This window comes from Paenibacillus sp. BC26 (assembly GCF_900116125.1).
GTDB lineage: Bacteria > Bacillota > Bacilli > Paenibacillales > Paenibacillaceae > Paenibacillus_Z > Paenibacillus_Z lignilyticus.
In genome coordinates this window covers 1-18,662 of record NZ_FPAD01000011.1, presented here as the reverse complement: position 1 = coordinate 18,662, position 18,662 = coordinate 1, and the positions used below count along the sequence as shown (strand labels likewise).

Genomic DNA, 18,662 nt, shown 5'->3' with positions numbered 1-18,662 from the left:
ATCGAGGGAGCTTGATCGAAATTGGAACATACCGAAGAAGAAGTAATGGAACAACCCGTTAGTTATGAAGAACTGAAGAAGGCAGCTGGCCGCACGTCGAACTGGCGTGAACGCCTTCGTGCTGTTGAGGAGCTTGGACAATTAGGCGAGGAGCAGGCTACTCTGCTGTTGAAGCGAATTGCGCAAAGCGATATGGTGCATCAAGTGCAAGCGGCCGCTCAGCGTGTGCTGAAGGAGCTTGGCGAAGAGGTGGAAGTGCCGGCACGCAAGACAGGCGAATTGGTAAAAGGCCTGAACAAAATTCTGGTGCGGATCAAGAAGAGCTTGCCGGATGGTCACACTTACGAAGAGTTCAAAGAGAAGCTGAAGAAGATGAGATCCGACGTTTACGATATTTATGAAGGCGATAAAGAAGCGGATTTCGATCAGTGGCTCGAGAGCACGTGGGCATCGCTTTCGAGAAGGTAGGCTAGTTGATATGACCAAGAGTAAAGGCGGCGGCACAGGCCGCGGCACGGGCAAGAAAGGCTGGAACCGCTGGCAGGCTGCCGAGAATCGGAAGAAGAGCGCTCCCAAGCCGTACAAGAGTAAAGGAACCAAGAATCCCGAAGGCACCGGCGGTGCCAACGGTTCATAGTTTGGAATGAAGGCTGTCTCGGAGGCGCGTGAATGCGACTTTGGGGCAGCTTTTTTCTGTGCGAAATGCAGCTCATTGTAAAATGCGGCATCGCCGGTGTGGATGTAGCTCTAACGAATCCCAGAGGTCTTATTTCAGCTAAATAGAGGGGATTGAAATTCTAACGAATCCTACAGGTCTTATTTGGAATCAAAATGCTCGTTTTCGCTCCAATTCCCTATAATAAGACTCCTACGATTCGTTAGAACAAAATTTGGGGCTATTTCGCCTAAATAAGCCCTGTACGATTCGTTAGCCTCGCCATCGTGGTTCCCTGACCGAGCTTCCGAACAGAACCAGCATCCTCCTCCGAACCAGTATCGAAAACCAACTCCCGCACCAGCATCCTACTGAGCATTCGAACTCGAACCGGCTTCAAAACCAACTCGCCACCAGTACCGGCCCCCGACTCAGCATTCGAACCCGATTCGGAATCCAAAACCAACCCCAGTACCCGCCCCCGACTCAGCATCCAAAACCAAACCCACAAACAGTTTTCGAACCCGACCCAACATCAGCACAAGAGCCACCTGCACCTGCTCCAGCACCCGCAAACCAACACCGTCTAGATTTGTTAGTTTGGAAACTGAGAGTTCCATTTCTGAACTCTCAGCCTTTTTTCGAGGAGGTTTTGGAGGTGAGAGTTCAATTATCGTACTCTCAGCATCCCGTGAGGGGGAGGTTCATTACCTAGTAAGGATATAGGTAGTGAAAGCCGGCCCCTACATACCTCCATCCCTCTACAGCACCCGCGAAAGCTTGCGGTACATGCTTGGCGACAGCCCTTCCTGCTTGCGGAATTGCCGGCTGAAGTAGTGGATGTCGGGGCAACCTGTGCGTTCGCCGACTTCTTCGACGGAGAGGTCGGTTTCGCGGAGGAGTCGGCGAGCTTCGCGATGTCGAATCGAACGCAAAAACTCGCCCGGCGGCTGTCCAGCGACCTGTTTGAACAGCTTCGCAGCGTGATCTTCATTCATGAGCAGCAAATCGGCTAACCGTTTGTTGCTCCACGCCTCAGCTAGCGAAGACTCCATCTGCTTCATGAGCGACAGGAGGCGCTGACCGTGCACCGTATCGGCCGCACGCTGATGGAGCGTGGAACGCGAGCGCTGCAGCTGCGACAAAATGTTCAGCATCAGCGCCTTGCAAGCCAGCTCGTATCCGGGGGGACGCGCAGTGAATTCCTCGACCAATTGCTCCATGAGCTGCACGCAGAGCAGGGAAGGTGTATAGATAATTTGCTCCGACAGTGGCGGGAAAGTCTCATTCGTAGCCTCGCGGCAAAACTTCTCCGCCGGAGGATGCGCCTCATTCACAACCATATCCTCGTCAGAGCCTACCTCCAGTTCATCAAAATAGTCGAAGTGGATGCCGAGAAATTGGGCGTTTGGCTGGGAGACGATCTCATTCTGATGGAACAGCCCCGCCGGCAGGTAGATTAGCTGTCCGGCCTTCCATTCGTAGCGCGTTTCCCCAATCGTCGTCGCGGCTTCGCCTTGGCTGACATATAGAATTTCATAGTCGTAAAGCCTTCGTCTTGGCAGTTTTCCGGGGGGAAGGCTCTGATATTTGGCATAATGGATGCTTGGCGACCACTCGCGAAAATGGGCGTAAGCAAGTTGATGACGATCTTCTGCATGCAGCTGCTCCATCTGAACGAACCTCACTCTTCATCAGCGGATATGATCTCGGAAAAGTTCAAATTATATCTGTTTCCGCTAAATATTTTTTGCGCAATTTCTACTATACTTTGATTATTGTTGGCAGTTTCATTATAAATGATCAGGTTCAAGCAATAAACAGGAAAAATACAAATCACTTAGGAGGCAAGCCTGATGAAAAAGGGAGTTAACATTTGGTCTTTTCCACAAGGGACGACGATTGCCGAATCGATACGCATTGCCAAAGACGCTGGATTCGAAGGAATCGAGCTGTCCTTGAACGAGACGGGCGAGCTTAGTCTGGAAGCTACGGAGCAAGAGGTTCGCGACATCAAGTCTCAATTGGAGCAGGCGGATCTTGAGATTTGCGGTCTTGCTACAGGTCTCTACTGGTCTTATTCCATGACAAGCGAATCGGCAGCTAACCGCACGAAAGCAATGGATATTACACGCAAGCAATTGGAGCTTGCTGCATCTTTTGGCGTCGATACAATCTTGGTTATTCCGGGAGCAGTAGGCGTTGATTTCATACCCGATAGCGAAGTAGTCGACTACGAGCGTGCGTATGATCGCGCGCTTGAATGTATCACCACACTGTCTTCGGATGCTAAAGCTGCCGGCGTTTCGATCGGAATCGAGAACGTGTGGAACAAGTTCTTGCTTTCCCCGCTTGAGCTGCGGACGTTCATCGACACCGTTAATTCCGATTATGTCGGTTCCTACTTTGACGTAGGTAATGTTGTAGCCAACGGATATCCAGAGCAATGGGTGCGTATTCTGGGCAACCGGATCAAGAAAGTCCATTTCAAAGATTACCGCAGACAAGCGGGCGGATTGCACGGGTTTGTTGATCTGCTTGCCGGCGACGTGAACTATCCTGCAGTAGTGGAGGCGCTTCGCGCCAGCGACTACAACAACTATGTCATTGCGGAAATGATTCCGGGCTATACCCATCATGGTGAGCAAATCATTTACAACACATCCCGCGCGATGGATGCCATCCTGGGACGAGGCAACAACTAAAAGGAGGAAGCAGCATGATTAAGGTAGGTCTGATCGGCTTTGGTTTTATGGGACGTATGCATTTTGACAACTATACGCGGCTTATGGCGGAAGGCGCGCCGGTTCAATTGAAGGCCATTTGCGATGTGCGCATCGAGGAATTGAAGGACGGCAAGGCAATCGGAAATATCGCGACCAATCAAGAGCTGTATAACCTTGATCCGTTCAATCTCTATACCGATATTGAAGAAATGATCGCCAACGAAGATTTGGATATGATCGATATCACGTTGCCGACAGGGCTTCACGCTGATATTACGATCAGCATGCTGGAGAAAGGCTACCACGTGATGTGTGAGAAGCCGATTGCTCGCACCGCTGAGGATGCTTGGCGAATGGTAGCGACTGCGGAACGTACAGGCAAGAAGTTGATGATTGGTCAATGTCTGCGTTTCTGGCCAGCCTATGAATATGCGAAAGCATGCATCGAAGATGGACGTTACGGCAAGCCGCTTGGCGGCTCATTCTTCCGCGGCTCAGGCCTGCCGGCTGAATGGTTCCTGGATGGCAGCAAGAGCGGCGGCTGTCTGCTGGACATGCACATTCATGATACGGACATGGTTCACTGGCTGTTTGGCGTGCCGGATAAGGTATCCACAATGGCTCGCAATGTTATTCCGGGCAGCGCGTATGATATCGTATCGACGCATTATGTGTACGACAGCGGTCTTGTACTGAATGCACAAGCGGATTGGACGCTTCGCGGCGATTTTGGCTTTGAAATGAACTACCGCATTAATTTCGAAGGCGGGAACCTCATCTTCGCCGACAATAAAGTGAAGGTCAATCCAAATGAAGAACCGAGCTTCGTGGCTGAGCTGTCCGATGATATGGGCTACTACTTCGAAATTCGTTCCTTTATTGATTCCCTGGCGAATGATAAGCCGATTACGGTATGTACGCCTGAGAGCGCAGCGCGCACGCTGGATATTATTGAAGCAGAGCAGAAGTCGGCAGATGCCGGCGGTACGTTCATCTCCCTATAGCATGACGAAAGCCGCATCCCTCAACCGGGTGCGGCTTTTTTTACAATATGCGCTTTTAAACCGTCGTAATGGCGGCAACAGCCGTTGCCCCTTATCCGATCGAGTAGTTGACCCACTCACCTTGCACGCCGCCCATCTTGTCGAAGAAGCACTGCGCTCTGGTGTTATCCTTTGCCGTAATCCACGACATGCGCGCGTAGCCGAGATCATGGGTATAGCGCTGACAGGCTAGGAACAACTGCGATTCCACCTGCGTATCTCTGTAGGGCTCCATGACATAGAGGTCGTTCATAACGGTGATCCGTTCGGCTTTCATGGTGCTATATGTAAAATAGAGCGTGGCGAAGCCGACCATCTCTCCATCTTTTATGGCTACGAACTGAATCCCTTCTTGTTTCTCGAGCAGGGTTTGAATCAATTGACGAACAACACGATCCCCCGGCCATGCCTTCCGATAGAAGTTCACGATATAATTATGCATCAAGGCTGCTAGGCCGTTAACATCCTCAAACTCTACATTTCGTACTACGAGCGACATTGTTGATCCTCCTTTATAATCTTACTACGGATAATTATATGACAACGTGTATAAATATACAACAAGGTTTATGAAATTTTAACATGACCCGGTGAGACTTGCCTGTTCAAGACGAAAGCGCGAAACTGCACCGCGATAATAATTTAATAATCGGCAATAATCACTAAAATCCCAGTTAAGCGCAAACGATTGCGCGAATCCATGCGAGGGAAAACGGCATTTCGCGAAAATCGCCAATGATTTTACGTAATGGATATCATTGACTGTAAAGCGTTTTCATAATAAGATAAAGGCAATGAACCACGCTGATTATGGCGAATTTAAGGGCAATGCTTTCCGGACTTCGATCGTAAGAAGCGGAACAACCCGGCTATCTCTTCCTTCAGGGGATAGCTCTTTTTTATCGGCAGAAAGGGGGATTTATGGGCTTTTGCGCAAACGTTTGCGCGATTTTCAAAACTTTCATCGACTCAGCTAGCACAGCATCGTCAGTCATTTTAACTTAGGAGGCTATTTAATGATAACCAAGATAGGTAAACGCCGGAACCGTATAGGGGCACTTCTTCTATCCATTCTTATGGTTGTACAGCTAGTTGGCATCTTTCCGCAGCAAGCAAATGCAAACGCTGTCACCGAAACGGAATCAGCGATTCAAGCGGATGCCTTCTCAGAGCAGCCGGGCGGCAACCACAAGTGGGTTGTGGTCGGCTCCTTCCAAGGCTGGAGCAACGACTCGACCGTTACGCAGATGAAACATCTCGTTGGTGAGTATTATGCGTACTCCACTGTGCTGGATGCAGGCCAGTACGCCTTTAAAGTCGTGCACCAAGGCACGTGGGACGGCTATTCCAATAACGGTAATAACATCGAATTCACACTGACTGAGCAGACGAAAGTCAATTTCTATCTCAACGACGAGCTGGGTCAAGTGCGTATCAGCTTGCCAGACGTAGCGGGTGCACAGCAATATACACCTGCACTCAGTTCCGCGGTATGGCCGCGGCTTGTCGGCAGCATTCAATCCGTATTCGGTGAATCCCAATGGGCACCGGATCAAGCGCAGCAGCTGTTCGTGGATTATAATTTCGATGGATCGGTTTATAAGCTTCAGCGCACGCTTCCGGCTGCACGCTATGAAATGAAAGTCGTGCAGGGGAATAACTGGGATGCCAGCAATTATGGAGCGGGCGGCGGCAACTTCATCCTGCAAACGCTGGATCCCGCAGATGTGACATTTACCACTGTACTCGCGGATCGCACGATTACTACGAACTATAAACCGGCAGACAGCCAATTCGACGGTATGATTCACCGCGATAAGCTGGTATTTGACTCTCGTTCGGTTACCTACAAGAAACCGTTTGGCGCGATCAAAGAAGGCAGCGAGGACGTAACGCTCCGCATCGCTACTGAAGCAGGCGACGCACAAGTGGTGCGCGTCGAGCTGAGCAATCCGCAAGGGCTGGCTTCCGCGTTCGATATGCGCAAAGCGACTTCTTTTGACGAGAAGGATTACTGGGAAGTAACCATTCCTGCCTCCGCGTTCGGGGGGATTGGCGTGTGGGGCTACAAATTTATTCTGATCGACGGCCCTGCAAAAGTGGAGTATGGCGATGACGGATCGCGCGGCGGAAGCGGTGCTTCTGCGGATGAAGGTGTGCTGCCTTACGATTTGACGGTGTATGACAAAGATTTCACGACGCCGGATTGGATGAAGAATGCGGTTGTTTATCAAATCTTCCCGGATCGTTTCTTTGATGGGGATCCATCCAACAATCGCGCTAAGATCGTGGACGGCTATCGCGGCGGCGAAGCTCTTCCGGGCGAGACATTGACGGCAAAGAACGGCCATAAGCTGCAATATTTCGATGGCGGCGTAACGAATGATCCGGCGCCGAATCAGGTGTGGGGATCATGGGACGATGTGCCGGAGAATCCGGACCGGACGACACCTGAGCAGCAGCCGTATTTCCCAGATGCAGCTTCGGATGGGCTGTGGACGAATGAGTTCTACGGCGGCGACATTGCGGGCGCGTCACAGAAGCTGGATTATTTGAAGTCCATTGGGGTTAATGTCATCTACTTCAATCCGGTTGCATGGGCGGCTTCCAATCACAAATATGATGCGACGGATTACAAGCATTTGGATCCGATGTTCGGAGAGCCGGTCTACAACACGCCGGGAAACCCGGCTTCGGGACTTGATTATGAAGCAACACGCATTGCTTCCGACCGTGTATTCACGGCTTTCACGAAGAAAGCAAGCGAAATGGGCATCAAGCTGATCGTAGACGGTGTGTTCAACCATGTCGGCGATGACTCGATTTATTTTGACCGCTATGAGAAGTACCCCGAGATCGGCGCTTATGAATTCTGGGCGAAAGTGTACGACAAAGTGAATAAGGACGGCGCAACGCTTGAAGCTGCCAAGCAGCAGACAATCAATGCGTTCACTGCACAGGTTAACCCTGCTACAGGGGAGCATTATGCGTATCCGAATGATTTTGACTTTACCACTTGGTTTACCGTTTCGAATGAGCAAGTAGACGGTCACTACAAATACGAAGGCTGGTGGGGCTACGATTCCTTGCCTCTTGTGGATGCGCCGCAAGCAGCAGCCGGCGATGCAGATGCCCTTCAAGGCAATCATGAGTGGAACGTGCCTGGTTATCGTGATCTCGTCATCGGTCTTGACCTAAGCGGCAAATCAGACGAAGACGCAGATGCCTTGATGCAAAATGCGAACTCGCAGCGCTGGGAGTGGATGGGTGCGAACGGCTGGCGCCTTGATGTTGCGCCGGATGTATCCTCCGGTACATGGCAGCAGTTCCGCAAAGCGGTGAAATCGACAGCCGGCCGCGTGGACAGCAATGGCAACACCATACCGGATCCGATCATTCTGGGCGAAGAGTGGGGCGTTGCCACTCGCTTCCTGCTTGGCGATCAGTTCGACTCCGTGATGAACTACCGTTTCCGCGGTGCTTTGCAAAGCTTCATTATCAGCGGCAATGCGGCACAGTTTAATGATGCATTGGAGTCCATTCGCGAGGATTATCCGTCAGAAGCATGGCAAGTGATGCTTAACCTCGTGGATTCCCATGATACGATTCGATCCATTACGAAGTATGACAAACCGGAGTGGGAGGAAGAGCATTTAGCGATTGCGCCCGATGCATCGGACAAAGCGCTGCAAATGCAAGCACTAACGGCAATTTTCCAACTGGGCTATCCTGGTGCGCCTACGATTAACTATGGGGATGAAGTTGGTTTGACCGGTACCAAAGATCCGGATTCCCGCCGTACCTTCCCGTGGGAGCGCGTTTCCGGTTCCGATGGCGAGTATGCGGGAGTAGGCAAGTATGACACTCTATTTGATACGTATCAAAAAGCAGCCAACATCCGTGAAGATAATGAAGTATTCCGCACAGGCGAGCTGAAAACGGCCTACAACCAAGGCGATGTCATTGCTTATGCCCGCAAGACGGACAATCAAGCAGGGCTTGTCGTGGTGAATCGCGGCACGACAGATGCAACCATCCAAGCGAATGTAGCTGGATTCCTGCCTGAGGGCATCACACTGGCAGATCAGCTGGGCAGTGAGATTGAAGGTACGGTTACAGGAGGCACTGTCTCGCTTACCGTGAAAGCGATGAGCGGTCTGATGATGATCTCGACTACAGAGCTTGTTACAGTACCGCAGGTGCAGCACGTTGCAGCGTCAGGCGGTAACGGCGCAGTTACACTGACATGGGATGCTGTTCAAGGTGCAGTAGGCTACAATGTGTACCGCGCGGCAATCGAAGGCGCCGAGCTGCAGTTGGCCGGCGAAGCAGTAGGAAACACATGGTCCGATGTGAACGTGGAGAATGGGAAGAAGTACTATTATACGGTGACTGCCGTTACGGGCAGCGGGGAGAGTCTGCTGAGCGAGTATGCATCGGCTACGCCTTCTTTTGCAGTGAACGGGGTAACGATTACGCAGCCATCTAATGCGGTTACGCTTGGCGCAGGTCACAAAACCACCGAAATCCAAGTCACGATCGACATTCCGGGACTTACCGATAACGCAGAATACGCAGGCAGCGAAGCGCCGAATTTGATTGCGCGCCTTGCCTATTACAAAGAAGGCTCAAGCAAAGCCGATGCGGTAGAAACAAAACTGCGTTATAAACAGGACACGCAAGACGGGAAGAAAGTATACTGGGCAGCGTTTGAGCCGATCGAAGCAGGTGCCTACGATTACTTCGCCAAAGTCTCCGGCGACAACGGGGATACGTTCACGGAGTCCGAGCAGCAACGTGTTGACGTGCATGCAGACAGCAGCGACACGACGGCACCGGAAGCCCCTGTGCTCGCTGAGATTACGATAGAGTCGAACCGCGTTCAATTGAATTGGACTGCGGCAGCTTCTGAGGAAGCAGCCCATCATTATGAGGTTTATCGCAAGAAAGCGGACTCGGAGTTTGTGCGCATTGCAGCGGTAGACAACACGGCTTCATCGTATGTGGACTTTACGGTCAGCAATGATACGGCGTATACGTACAAAGTAGCAGCGGTGGACAGCGCTTATAATCGCGGATATTCCGATGAGAAGTCGGTTACTCCGAAGCTGGTCATGGTGGATGTGAAGCTGCGCGTTCATCTTCCAAGCTACACGCCGGTTCAAGACGATATCTACTTGGCAGGCGATCTTAACGGCTGGAATGCCTCCGGCAATAAGCTGAATGTGCCAAGCGGTGCAACGACGCGCGATGTGGTGGAATACAGCTTCAAGATGATGGCGGGCAAATCGATTCAATACAAATATACACGCGGAGCATGGTCGACGGAGGCGTTTACTTCGCATGCGCGTAAGGCCAATGATACCGAGGATGCCGGCAATTACGCTTACTCCTCGACAGATACGAACATGCAGCTGACGATCAAGAACCAAGGCGGCAACACGATGGTAGTGGACGATTACGTGCTGCGCTGGGTGGACATGCCGATGATCGTGACCATGCCGCGTATCTCTTACGGTGATGACATTGCCTATACGACGGATGAAGAAGCGTTTACGCTAAAAGCAAACGTGCCTTACGGCGTGGACTTCACCATCAACGGTGAGCCAATTGATGCCGCTGATATGGATGCAGCGGGGAATGTGCTTATCGAGAACTTGCCGCTTGCAGTGGGCACAAATAACTTTACGCTTCATATTGAGCCAAGTGCGGAAACATTGGCGCTGCCGTGGTACACGGATGCAGGCCGTGCCGGACAAGCAACGAAGACGCTTAAACTTACGATTACAAGAGAAGGCGATCTTACGCCACCGCCGCCGGTAATGGGAGGTTCGGGCAGCAACAACGCAACGGATAAAGACCAAGCAACCATTTCGGAACCACAATTGAAAGCTGCAATCAGCAAAGCAACGGGCAGCAAAGTTTCAATCGACACGGGGGGCAAGGGGCAGCTGGTATTGCCGCTTAACACGGCAGAGCTTCTTGGTGACAAATCACTGGAAGTGAACCAAGGCGATGTTAAAGTCGGTGTTCCGACTGACGTCTTGAAGGAACTGACTAAGCAAGGCGACAATGCAACCAGCGGCGGCAATCAAATCTCACTTCATGTGCAGCCGCTAAGCGAGCAAGCCAAACAAGCACTCCTGGCTAAAGCTGAGCAAGAAGGCACAACAGAGTTAAACGCGGCTTCGGACATTTTCGATTTCCGCCTCGCGCTGGTAGATGCAGCTGGCAAGGAAACGGCTGTATTGAGCAAGTTTGCAGAACCGCTCACGCTTACCTTCAAGGTGAAGGATAGTGCCAATACGAAGCTGATCGGCGTCTACTATATCGCCGATAACGGTCAGCTTGAGTTTGTTCGCGGCAAGCTGAATGACGACGGCACGATGACCGTCCGGATTTCCCACTTCTCGAGCTATGCGGTGCTGGAGTTCACGAAGCACTTCGCTGATGTGTCGGCTGCTCACTGGGCATCGTCGATGATCGGTGAACTGACGGCGAAGCATATTATGAATGGCACGAGCGCGGATCGGTTCGAACCAAGCCGCAGCATTACGCGTGCCGAATTCGCAGCATTGCTTGTTCGTGCATTGGAGCTCGAAGCGACGAAGCCAGCCGCGTTCGCAGACGTAGCGCCTGGCGCTTGGTATGCGCCTGCAGTGGCGGCTGCAGCTGAAGCGGGCATCGTGAACGGCCGCAGCGCATCGGCGTTCGCGCCGAATGGCACGATTACGCGCGAAGAGATGGCCGTCATGCTCATGCGTGCTTATGAAGTGAAGCACGGCAAGCTGACAGCGGATCACGCTGCCGAGCTGAAGAACTTCTCCGATGTGAGTGCTATCAGCAGCTGGGCTGCAGCATCGATCGGGGCGGCGAAGGAGCTGGGCCTTATTGATGGCAAGACAAGCGGCAGCTTCGAGCCGCAAGGACATGCAACACGCGCCGAAAGCGCGAAAGTGATTTACAAGCTGCTTGAGGCATAGTTTGGTCTGGCCAGGTCTGGTCTTAGTCTAGCCTGATCTGGCCTGGACGCTTCTATTGAAGAAACCTGCTTCCCGTTATGGGGTCAGGTTTTTTTTACGATACAAATCTCGCAATCAACCGGTAAATAGTCCATTGACGGGGTTAAACCGTCGTGCCTCTTGAAATGTCCCATTCATACGATGGTACTACGACAACGTATGACCACTTCCGCGCCGGAGCAGCTGTCCCGGCAGCTGACGGATGCAGGGAGAGAGGACAGCATGAAGATATTGTTGGCTACCTTTTGGCAGGTTCCGCATGTTGGCGGCGTTTGGAAGTATATGACGCAGCTGAAACAGCGGCTCGAGCTGATGGGGCATCAAGTGGACCTGCTCGGCACCGGTCCCGATAAAGTGCATATGCCTGGATCGAACAAGGAGATTGCCAAAGAAACGCTTCGTCCTCTGATCGCTGCCAAGCTGAGCGCGTCTCGTGTTCCTCAGATCCACGTGGACCCTTATGTGATGCATTGCGAATTTGAGCGCTACTATTTGGAACTGGCAGCTGCTTATTTCGGGCTTGAACACTATGACATTATCCATACCCATGATATATTCGCGGCCAGGGCGCTTGGACGGGTAAAGTCCCCGAAGACGGCGCTTGTTGCGCATGTCCATGGCTCCGTAGCGGTGGAAGTAACAATGAACTATCGTTTGAATCCCCAGTTAGGCGTAGCGGAGAACTCGCCGGCTTGGAATTATTTTAACGGGATCGAGCATTACGGTGCGACCTCAGGCGATGTAACGGTAACGGCGAATAACTGGCAGAAGCAGCTGTTAGTGAATTCGTTCGGAGTGCCGGAAGCGCGAATAAGGGTGTTCCCGTATGGCCTGGACATCGACGAATTCGAGCGGCAGGCAAGTAAAGGAACGACGATGCAGCGCCCGCCGGACAAGAAAATCATCATCTGCCCCGCCCGCCTGTCGTTCGTCAAAGGAATCGACATCCTCATCACTGCGCTGGGCATTCTGAAATGGACACGCCAGGACTGGGTGTGCTGGATTGTCGGGGATGGAGAACAGCGGGCAGAGCTTGAACAGCTAACGGCAGCTTTTCAACTCCAGCAAAATGTCCTGTTTCTGGGAGTGCGGGATGACATCCCCGGACTGCTTCGGATATCCGATATTTTCGTTCATTCCTGCATACAAGACAATCAGCCCTTCTCTTTGATGGAGGCGCAGGTGGCGGGGCTGCCTGCCTTAGTATCGACAGCAGGCGGATTGCCCGAGATGGTCGAGCATGATGTGACCGGTTTAATCTCCCCCGTGCGAGATTCGGTTAAGCTGGCGGAACAATTAGGGCTGCTGCTCGCAAATGACAGTCTCCGAGAACAGCTTGGACATAACGCGAAATTATGGGGCACCGCCCATTGGTCGATGGACAGGATGGTGGAGCAGGTACTGGACGTCTACCAATCCGTTATTAAGAAGTAACAGTTGAGAAGTGAGGTGGGAACCTATGCCAAATGAGCGATTCATGGTGAAAGGCGATTTGTACAACCGTATATTCGCCGATCAAACGCCGGATCCCGGGATCATCGTGGACTATGAGGTGTGGAACCGAATATTAGCCGGACTTAGGCTGGCGAATGGCTATAAGCTGCCGGATTGGCATGTGCTGTCAACGATGGTGGATAACCAGCAGAAACCGTAACAAGAAAAAGGGCTATCCGATAAGGATGCCCTTTTCTCATCATAGAAGATGTTTCACTCTACACTACTCTACTCTACTCGTCACGGAGCACGATACCCTGAAAAATCTCTTTCCACAGCAGGTCGTTTCCATGCCAGATTTCCTCGTTAGGCAACTGAATGGCGCATACAGGAGGCAGTGGCCAGTGCTGCTCGACGATACCGCTCACCGGGGCGTGATTCACAACAAGCAGACGATAGCTGCCTGCTACCATGGCCGAGAGAACGTCGGTCAGTTCCTTCGTTTGCTCGATTGTCGCTTCCGTACGAATAAATAGAATGTTGTCGCTCAAAGCGGCCTTTTCCAGGAAGCGGGCGACCCTGCGGTCGAATTTGGCTTTTACCTCGGGGTAAGCATTCAATTCCGGCGGAAAATTGTTGTGCGTGTAGAAGTCATGGTTCGAGTACACATTGTATTCGTTCTCTTTGACATAATACAGCTTCTCGCTGGCTTTGCTGATGACCTCCAGATGGCTGTAATCCATGAAGCGGGCGAAGCGGTTGCGAAGCAGTCTTGAGACGTCGGAGAGGTTCTGCGATTGCATCCAATCCAGCGGACCTGCGAATGGCCGAATCTCATTAAGCTCCATTTGGATTGCCGGCAAACAAAGATCGCCGAGGCTGTAGATGGCGTCGTAGCTCCCCTTCAAGTCTACGAGTTGCATCGTCCACACATCCTTCCTTTCGTAGATAGACTCTATTTAATTAATGCTCGTAATAGGGAATCCGCTTGGACAAATGGACGAGTAACCTTCGTTTTTGGGTGGCTGTTCGGGGCGGTTTGGCCCTTACGTTTGCCTCTGCTTCTCATACGATAATAGAAGGAAGACGTGCGGAGGAGGGAATACATGGCTATATTTCGGCTGGATGCCGCTGCTTTTGCGAGAATTGATTGCCGGTTTATTGAATCCGTGTCATGGTCCATCGTCAATGACGGCGCGGAAGTATTCGATTGCCTGGTGCACGTCTATAACAACGGAATCTTATTTTATGAGACGCTGCAGGAGATGGAGTCACGGCGACTGATTGATTTGCCCCCGCTCACGCCTAGTTACGCGCCATTCAGTCTGCTGATTGTGACGAACTTTTCGACGCATAAGCCGATGCGCATTAAAGCCGTCCTTCGCAGTCAAGGAACCGTAATCGCGACATTAACGGAAAAGGACTTCGATCGGTTGGATTGAGGGGGTGCGGAATGGATGAACGGCCGGAGGAGGTGGAACAAAGTCGGTGAATGTGCTGTTTGTCTACTACCTGCCAAGCGGAGGCATGGACACGCTGAACCGAATGAGGTGTAAGGCGCTTCGAGAATTTGGGGTATACGGGCATTGTCTGTATTACAAGTGGGGGGCCGGTTTGCAAAATAGGGACCGCACTTCGGATGTGCACATTACGGATAGCGACATCGCAATTAAGCAGTTGGTCGATGCAGGCCGTTACGAAGCTATCGTCGTCACGACTGATCATAAGAGCCTCCTGCGTTTCCGGATGCTCGGCTATTATGGGAAGCTTATCTACGAGATTCAAGGCTATGGCCCCAAAGAGGATGCAAGGCAGGCGCTCACGGCGGCCTCGCCGGTTATTGAGGCGCATGCTTCAGCGCTGCTTAATCCACGAACACCGCATATTGCGGCTATTTTCCGCGAATTGTTCCCGAATAAGCCTCAATATCACTTCAATAATGGCTTTGACGCTGCTGCTTTCACATATCGGCCGCATCACTCGCTCTTAACGGATGCATCCCCCATTATGGCTTGGCTCGGGAGGATGGAGGATAACAAAAATTGGCGCGAGTTTCTGCAAATCGGCTATCATCTATCGGTTACGTACCCGAACCTGCGATTGTGGATGTTTCATGATCCCCTATTGGCTGATCCCGAGGAGTGGCAATCATTCGAACGACTTGTAGGCGAGCTTGGGCTTTCGGGCCGCTTGACCGTAAGATCCAATGTTCCGCATAGCGAGATGCCCGACTGCTTCTCGATCATCGGAGATTCCGGCGGATTCTTATGCGCCACCTCCAAAGTAGAAGGAGCGCCATATGCAGTTCTGGAGGCGATGAGCTGCAGATGCCCGGTGCTGACAACGGATTCGGACGGGGTATCCCATTCGATCATTCACAATAGAACGGGAAAATATTACACGCTCGGCGACATAGCGGAGGCGCTGAAGGAAGCGCGAGAGCTTATGGAGAACACGGAGCTGCGCGAACGAATCCGCACGGAAGCAATGAGCTTCGTGCATGTGGAATTTTCTCCTCTGAAGTATGGTCAACATTTCTTGCAAATGCTGCAAACCATTTAAGCATAAGAAAGGGATGTTCGATATGAAATACACGGATAAAAGCAGTGCGGACGTCGGCAGCTTCGAGCCCCTCCTCGTCGGTCCCGAACAGCTTGTCCTCACTTCTTTACAACTCGGTTCCATCTCGCCGGGCGACCGATTGGTGCTGCGGTTCGAGGTAGGATGGGAGAACCCGGATATTGCGAACTGGGACTCGGGTGAGATGGAGATTCTGCTGCGAGAGGACGGTCCGGACGGCTTGGTTGTCTATTGGAATCTGGAGTCCTGCTTCATGAAAGGCAGAACGAAAGAACAGCTGACCTTTGTCGGAACAGATCCGCAGCGGCGTTATTACTTGACCGTCCGATCAAATGATACGCGTGCGCGGATTACTGGACCCTACTCCCTTCAAGGATCCGTATATGCGCCGTAAAAGAAACCAGCCCCGTTCGCCGCTCTGATCGCCTTCAGAGCTGTGAATGGGGCTGTTGTTATTTTGCCGCAACTGCTTGAGGAGTTTCGCTTCACGATTCCGTCCAGTAGCGGTACGTTTCGCCGACTCCGCGCTCTATGCCGGTGACTGGCTCCCATTGCAGTGTGTGCCGTGTTCGCTCGCATGACAAGCAGCTGTGCATAATGTCGCCCGGTTTGACCGGACGATAGAGCACCTCAATTTCGTTTGGGTGAAGCTCTCGAAGCAGCTCCGCTAAGTGACTAATGGATGTCCGAAGGCCGGTGCTTACATGCAGCGTTTCGTTATTGCCGAGTGCTGCTGCAGCCATGTTGGCCGAGACGACATCGTCTACATAGATGAAATCCCGTGTCTGAAGACCTTCTCCGTTAATCATCAGAGGCAGCCCCTTCACCGTTCTCTCAATAAAATTCGCGATGACGCCGCCTTCGCCTTTGGCCGTTTGGCCGGGTCCATATACGTTGCCGTAGCGAAGAATCGTATATCCCAGTCCATAGAAACGGCTGTAGAGGCGGATATAGCGTTCAGCTGTCAGCTTGGACATCGCGTAGAACGAAATCGGATCCGTGGGGTCTTGTTCGGTGATGCGCTCTCTTTCTAAATTGCCGTATACCCCTGAGGTGGAGGCGAAAATCATTTTGCGAACGCCGGCCATTATACAGGCTTCAAGCATATTAATCGTACCTCCGACATTAATAGAGGCATCTCTGTTTGGATGCGCGATAGAACGCTGTACATCCGCTTGCGCGGCGAGATGATAGACGACGTCGGGTTTGACGGACGCGATGATTCGTTTTGCTCTTCCGAATCGAACATCTTCTATATGAAGGATCGCTCTCGGATCTACCCGTTCCATTGAACCTGTCGAGAGGTTGTCAATGACATGGACGTCCGCTCCGCGTTCGATTAAACCTTTGACGAGATGCGAACCGATAAAACCGGCCCCTCCTGTTACAACCACTTTCATGCGCCTGTTCCTCCCGCGATGGAATCCCGATGTTTTATCGTACGCATGGCTCCGGAAATCCGCATGGGGCACAAGCCTTGCGGCGCTGCTGATTTTTATCCGGAATCCGGTTTCTTCTATGTCCTGGTCAATGTATAATAGGCTCGAAGTGAGGATTGTTCAGCATGATTGCATAGCAAGAAGGAGCGGTTAAATGCCTACATACAATAAGCTTGTTCGCGACCGTATTCCGGAAATCATCGCAAACAACGGCAAGACTTGCACGACCCGTATTCTGGATGAAGCTTCGTATCACGCGGCACTGCGGACTAAGTTATCGGAGGAGCTTCATGAGTATTTGGAGGCGGAGGATAACGTGAGCGCCATGGAAGAGTTGGCCGATATCCTGGAACTTCTTCATGCGCTATCCCATGTTCATGGCTTCGATGCAGGGCAGTTGGAAACGATAAGAGCGGAGAAATCCGCAAAGCGCGGCGGGTTTAACGAGCGAATTTATCTGGAGGCTGTACAAGAAGCTTAGTTCACGTAATGATCGAAAATCATGAGGAGGATCCAGCAATGTCCCAAGAATTGAAGCTTGCTAAAGAAAAGTTCGATCGTGATGGCTATGCCGTCTATCCGGATGTTCTCGATGCGTCATTGATTAGAGAAGCCCAGCAGCATGTGGAGTGGCTGATGGAGAAGAACCCGGGGCTTCGCCCGGAGAACTTGGGCCACACGTTATTGGCGGATGATCCGTTCTGGCTGCGTCTGGTCGGCGATGATCGCCTGCTGGATATTGCAGAGCAGTACATTGGTCCGGATATCGCTTTGTTCGCTTCCCACTATATTAGTAAGCCGCCATTCGATGGGCGCCCTGTTCTGTGGCATCAAGACGGCAGCTACTGGCCGCTTGAACCGATGAATGTAGTCACTTTGTGGCTCGCAGTCGATGACTCCCTGCCTGAGAACGGTTGTCTGCGAGTGATTCCGGGCACGCAAACGATGGAGCTTCAAGAAATGAAGGCTAACACGACAACGGCGAATGTATTGGAATCCGAAGTGGATCCTGCGCTGGTTGAAGAGGAGAAGGCGGTTGATCTCATCTTGCGTGCAGGCGGCGTGTCCGTTCATCATCCCAGCATCATTCACGGTTCTGAAGCCAATCACTCGCCGCTGCGTCGCTGCGGCTTAACGATTCGCTACATCCCGACGAGCACGTTAATTAAAGTGCCGCAATGGCCTTCGGCCTTCTTGCTGCGAGGCAAAGCAGTTCCCGGCATCAATGATTACTTGCCGTTCCCTAAATTTGATGAAGCTCGTCATATGCCGTTTCAAGGCAGTGAAGAATGGAAATAATGCAAGACGGAATGCTGTGGATGACGCGCGCTTGTTCATGCAGGCGCGCGATTTTTATGGGTTATATGAAATGTAAAATAATACCTGTTGCAACCCTGTAGACAATCATGGTATATTCTAATTCCGCCGCTGAGAGATACAGGGACGCGGTGCTCGAGACAAAAAACAAGTTGAAAAATAAAGCTTGCAATTATGTTTCGAAGTATGATAAGATCTGATTCTGGGTCAACAAACCAGAACATGAAATTTGTTCTTTGAAAACTGAACAATGAGCGACCAGTCAAATGGTTATAAATCGCGAAACGAACGTTTCGCAAAGCTAGTTTTTTGAATGAGCTACCAAGCGAATTCTTAAAAATGGCCAAGCCTTCGGGCTTGCCACTTTTATGGAGAGTTTGATCCTGGCTCAGGACGAACGCTGGCGGCGTGCCTAATACATGCAAGTCGAGCGGAGTTATTCCTTC

Annotated in this window: 16 protein-coding genes and 1 rRNA gene; 13 read left to right on the top strand and 4 right to left on the bottom strand. The window is 51.7% G+C overall.

The window, feature by feature from the left end; genetic code table 11:
* Positions 1-45: 45 nt before the first annotated feature.
* Both BM412_RS31560 and BM412_RS31555 read left to right on the top strand, forming a co-directional pair.
* Positions 46-468 carry a HEAT repeat domain-containing protein gene (locus BM412_RS31560; RefSeq protein WP_371264889.1) on the top strand — a complete coding sequence of 141 codons (423 nt, stop codon included), beginning with the start codon at positions 46-48 and terminating at the stop codon, positions 466-468.
* Positions 469-478: 10 nt separating this feature from the next.
* On the top strand, positions 479-637 hold the full coding sequence (locus BM412_RS31555; RefSeq protein WP_091225646.1) for a DUF3934 family protein: 159 nt from the start codon (positions 479-481) through the stop codon (positions 635-637).
* A 779-nt stretch (positions 638-1,416) separates the two neighbouring features.
* Here the strand turns inward: BM412_RS31555 and BM412_RS31545 are convergent.
* A complete protein-coding gene (locus BM412_RS31545) occupies positions 1,417-2,328 on the bottom strand; it encodes a helix-turn-helix domain-containing protein (RefSeq protein WP_091225644.1) in 912 nt (303 codons plus the stop codon).
* Positions 2,329-2,511: 183 nt separating this feature from the next.
* Here BM412_RS31545 and BM412_RS31540 point away from each other — a divergent pair, with 183 nt between their 5' ends.
* Both BM412_RS31540 and BM412_RS31535 read left to right on the top strand, forming a co-directional pair.
* Positions 2,512-3,360 carry a sugar phosphate isomerase/epimerase family protein gene (locus tag BM412_RS31540; RefSeq protein ID WP_091225643.1) on the top strand — a complete coding sequence of 283 codons (849 nt, stop codon included), beginning with the start codon at positions 2,512-2,514 and terminating at the stop codon, positions 3,358-3,360.
* A gap of 14 nt (positions 3,361-3,374) precedes the next feature.
* Complete coding sequence (locus tag BM412_RS31535) at positions 3,375-4,385, top strand: Gfo/Idh/MocA family protein (RefSeq protein ID WP_091225642.1); 1,011 nt, start codon at positions 3,375-3,377, stop codon at positions 4,383-4,385.
* Positions 4,386-4,476: 91 nt separating this feature from the next.
* On the opposite strand, the gene BM412_RS31530 is transcribed toward BM412_RS31535, so the two are convergent.
* Positions 4,477-4,923 (bottom strand): GNAT family N-acetyltransferase, encoded by a 447-nt coding sequence (locus BM412_RS31530; RefSeq protein ID WP_091225641.1) that lies wholly within the window; start codon positions 4,921-4,923, stop codon positions 4,477-4,479.
* Positions 4,924-5,440: 517 nt separating this feature from the next.
* On the opposite strand from BM412_RS31530, the gene BM412_RS31525 reads away from it, so the two are divergent.
* From BM412_RS31525 to BM412_RS31515, 3 genes are all read left to right on the top strand, one after another.
* Positions 5,441-11,407 carry an alpha-amylase family glycosyl hydrolase gene (locus BM412_RS31525; protein ID WP_091225640.1) on the top strand — a complete coding sequence of 1,989 codons (5,967 nt, stop codon included), beginning with the start codon at positions 5,441-5,443 and terminating at the stop codon, positions 11,405-11,407.
* 198 nt (positions 11,408-11,605) lie between these two features.
* Complete coding sequence (locus BM412_RS31520) at positions 11,606-12,880, top strand: glycosyltransferase family 4 protein (protein ID WP_256256686.1); 1,275 nt, start codon at positions 11,606-11,608, stop codon at positions 12,878-12,880.
* A gap of 25 nt (positions 12,881-12,905) precedes the next feature.
* Positions 12,906-13,100 (top strand): hypothetical protein, encoded by a 195-nt coding sequence (locus BM412_RS31515; protein ID WP_091225639.1) that lies wholly within the window; start codon positions 12,906-12,908, stop codon positions 13,098-13,100.
* Between the two features lie 73 nt (positions 13,101-13,173).
* On the opposite strand, the gene BM412_RS31510 is transcribed toward BM412_RS31515, so the two are convergent.
* On the bottom strand, positions 13,174-13,803 hold the full coding sequence (locus tag BM412_RS31510) for a DUF1796 family putative cysteine peptidase (RefSeq protein ID WP_091225638.1): 630 nt from the start codon (positions 13,801-13,803) through the stop codon (positions 13,174-13,176).
* Positions 13,804-13,986: 183 nt separating this feature from the next.
* Here BM412_RS31510 and BM412_RS31505 point away from each other — a divergent pair, with 183 nt between their 5' ends.
* Genes BM412_RS31505 through BM412_RS31495 form a run of 3 tightly spaced genes read left to right on the top strand, consistent with a single transcriptional unit; the run spans position 13,987 to position 15,854 of the window.
* A complete protein-coding gene (locus BM412_RS31505) occupies positions 13,987-14,322 on the top strand; it encodes a hypothetical protein (RefSeq protein WP_091225637.1) in 336 nt (111 codons plus the stop codon).
* Between the two features lie 46 nt (positions 14,323-14,368).
* Entirely contained in the window at positions 14,369-15,442 is a 1,074-nt protein-coding gene (locus BM412_RS31500; protein WP_091225636.1) for a glycosyltransferase family 4 protein, read from the top strand.
* 22 nt (positions 15,443-15,464) lie between these two features.
* A complete protein-coding gene (locus tag BM412_RS31495; RefSeq protein WP_091225635.1) occupies positions 15,465-15,854 on the top strand; it encodes a hypothetical protein in 390 nt (129 codons plus the stop codon).
* Positions 15,855-15,945: 91 nt separating this feature from the next.
* Here BM412_RS31495 and BM412_RS31490 read toward each other — a convergent pair whose 3' ends face one another.
* Positions 15,946-16,860 carry an NAD-dependent epimerase/dehydratase family protein gene (locus BM412_RS31490; protein ID WP_091225634.1) on the bottom strand — a complete coding sequence of 305 codons (915 nt, stop codon included), beginning with the start codon at positions 16,858-16,860 and terminating at the stop codon, positions 15,946-15,948.
* Positions 16,861-17,053: 193 nt separating this feature from the next.
* Between BM412_RS31490 and BM412_RS31485 the strand changes: the two genes are divergently transcribed.
* The 3 genes from BM412_RS31485 to BM412_RS31475 form a co-directional block, all read left to right on the top strand.
* On the top strand, positions 17,054-17,380 hold the full coding sequence (locus BM412_RS31485; protein WP_091225633.1) for a nucleoside triphosphate pyrophosphohydrolase: 327 nt from the start codon (positions 17,054-17,056) through the stop codon (positions 17,378-17,380).
* Positions 17,381-17,418: 38 nt separating this feature from the next.
* Positions 17,419-18,198 (top strand): phytanoyl-CoA dioxygenase family protein, encoded by a 780-nt coding sequence (locus tag BM412_RS31480; RefSeq protein WP_091225632.1) that lies wholly within the window; start codon positions 17,419-17,421, stop codon positions 18,196-18,198.
* Positions 18,199-18,581: 383 nt separating this feature from the next.
* Positions 18,582-18,662: ribosomal RNA gene (locus tag BM412_RS31475) — 16S ribosomal RNA — on the top strand; the annotation flags it as partial.

Excerpts from the sequence above, each read along its gene's own strand:
- BM412_RS31485 (WP_091225633.1), top strand. The coding sequence starts at position 17,054 with ATGCCTACATACAATAAGCTTGTTCGCGACCGTATTCCGGAAATCATC.
- BM412_RS31510 (WP_091225638.1), bottom strand. The coding sequence starts at position 13,803 with ATGCAACTCGTAGACTTGAAGGGGAGCTACGACGCCATCTACAGCCTC.
- BM412_RS31535 (WP_091225642.1), top strand. The coding sequence starts at position 3,375 with ATGATTAAGGTAGGTCTGATCGGCTTTGGTTTTATGGGACGTATGCAT.
- BM412_RS31545 (WP_091225644.1), bottom strand. The coding sequence starts at position 2,328 with ATGGAGCAGCTGCATGCAGAAGATCGTCATCAACTTGCTTACGCCCAT.
- BM412_RS31540 (WP_091225643.1), top strand. The coding sequence starts at position 2,512 with ATGAAAAAGGGAGTTAACATTTGGTCTTTTCCACAAGGGACGACGATT.
- BM412_RS31495 (WP_091225635.1), top strand. The coding sequence starts at position 15,465 with ATGAAATACACGGATAAAAGCAGTGCGGACGTCGGCAGCTTCGAGCCC.
- BM412_RS31490 (WP_091225634.1), bottom strand. The coding sequence starts at position 16,860 with ATGAAAGTGGTTGTAACAGGAGGGGCCGGTTTTATCGGTTCGCATCTC.
- BM412_RS31480 (WP_091225632.1), top strand. The coding sequence starts at position 17,419 with ATGTCCCAAGAATTGAAGCTTGCTAAAGAAAAGTTCGATCGTGATGGC.
- BM412_RS31505 (WP_091225637.1), top strand. The coding sequence starts at position 13,987 with ATGGCTATATTTCGGCTGGATGCCGCTGCTTTTGCGAGAATTGATTGC.
- BM412_RS31525 (WP_091225640.1), top strand. The coding sequence starts at position 5,441 with ATGATAACCAAGATAGGTAAACGCCGGAACCGTATAGGGGCACTTCTT.
- BM412_RS31560 (WP_371264889.1), top strand. The coding sequence starts at position 46 with ATGGAACAACCCGTTAGTTATGAAGAACTGAAGAAGGCAGCTGGCCGC.
- BM412_RS31530 (WP_091225641.1), bottom strand. The coding sequence starts at position 4,923 with ATGTCGCTCGTAGTACGAAATGTAGAGTTTGAGGATGTTAACGGCCTA.
- BM412_RS31515 (WP_091225639.1), top strand. The coding sequence starts at position 12,906 with ATGCCAAATGAGCGATTCATGGTGAAAGGCGATTTGTACAACCGTATA.
- BM412_RS31520 (WP_256256686.1), top strand. The coding sequence starts at position 11,606 with ATGACCACTTCCGCGCCGGAGCAGCTGTCCCGGCAGCTGACGGATGCA.
- BM412_RS31555 (WP_091225646.1), top strand. The coding sequence starts at position 479 with ATGACCAAGAGTAAAGGCGGCGGCACAGGCCGCGGCACGGGCAAGAAA.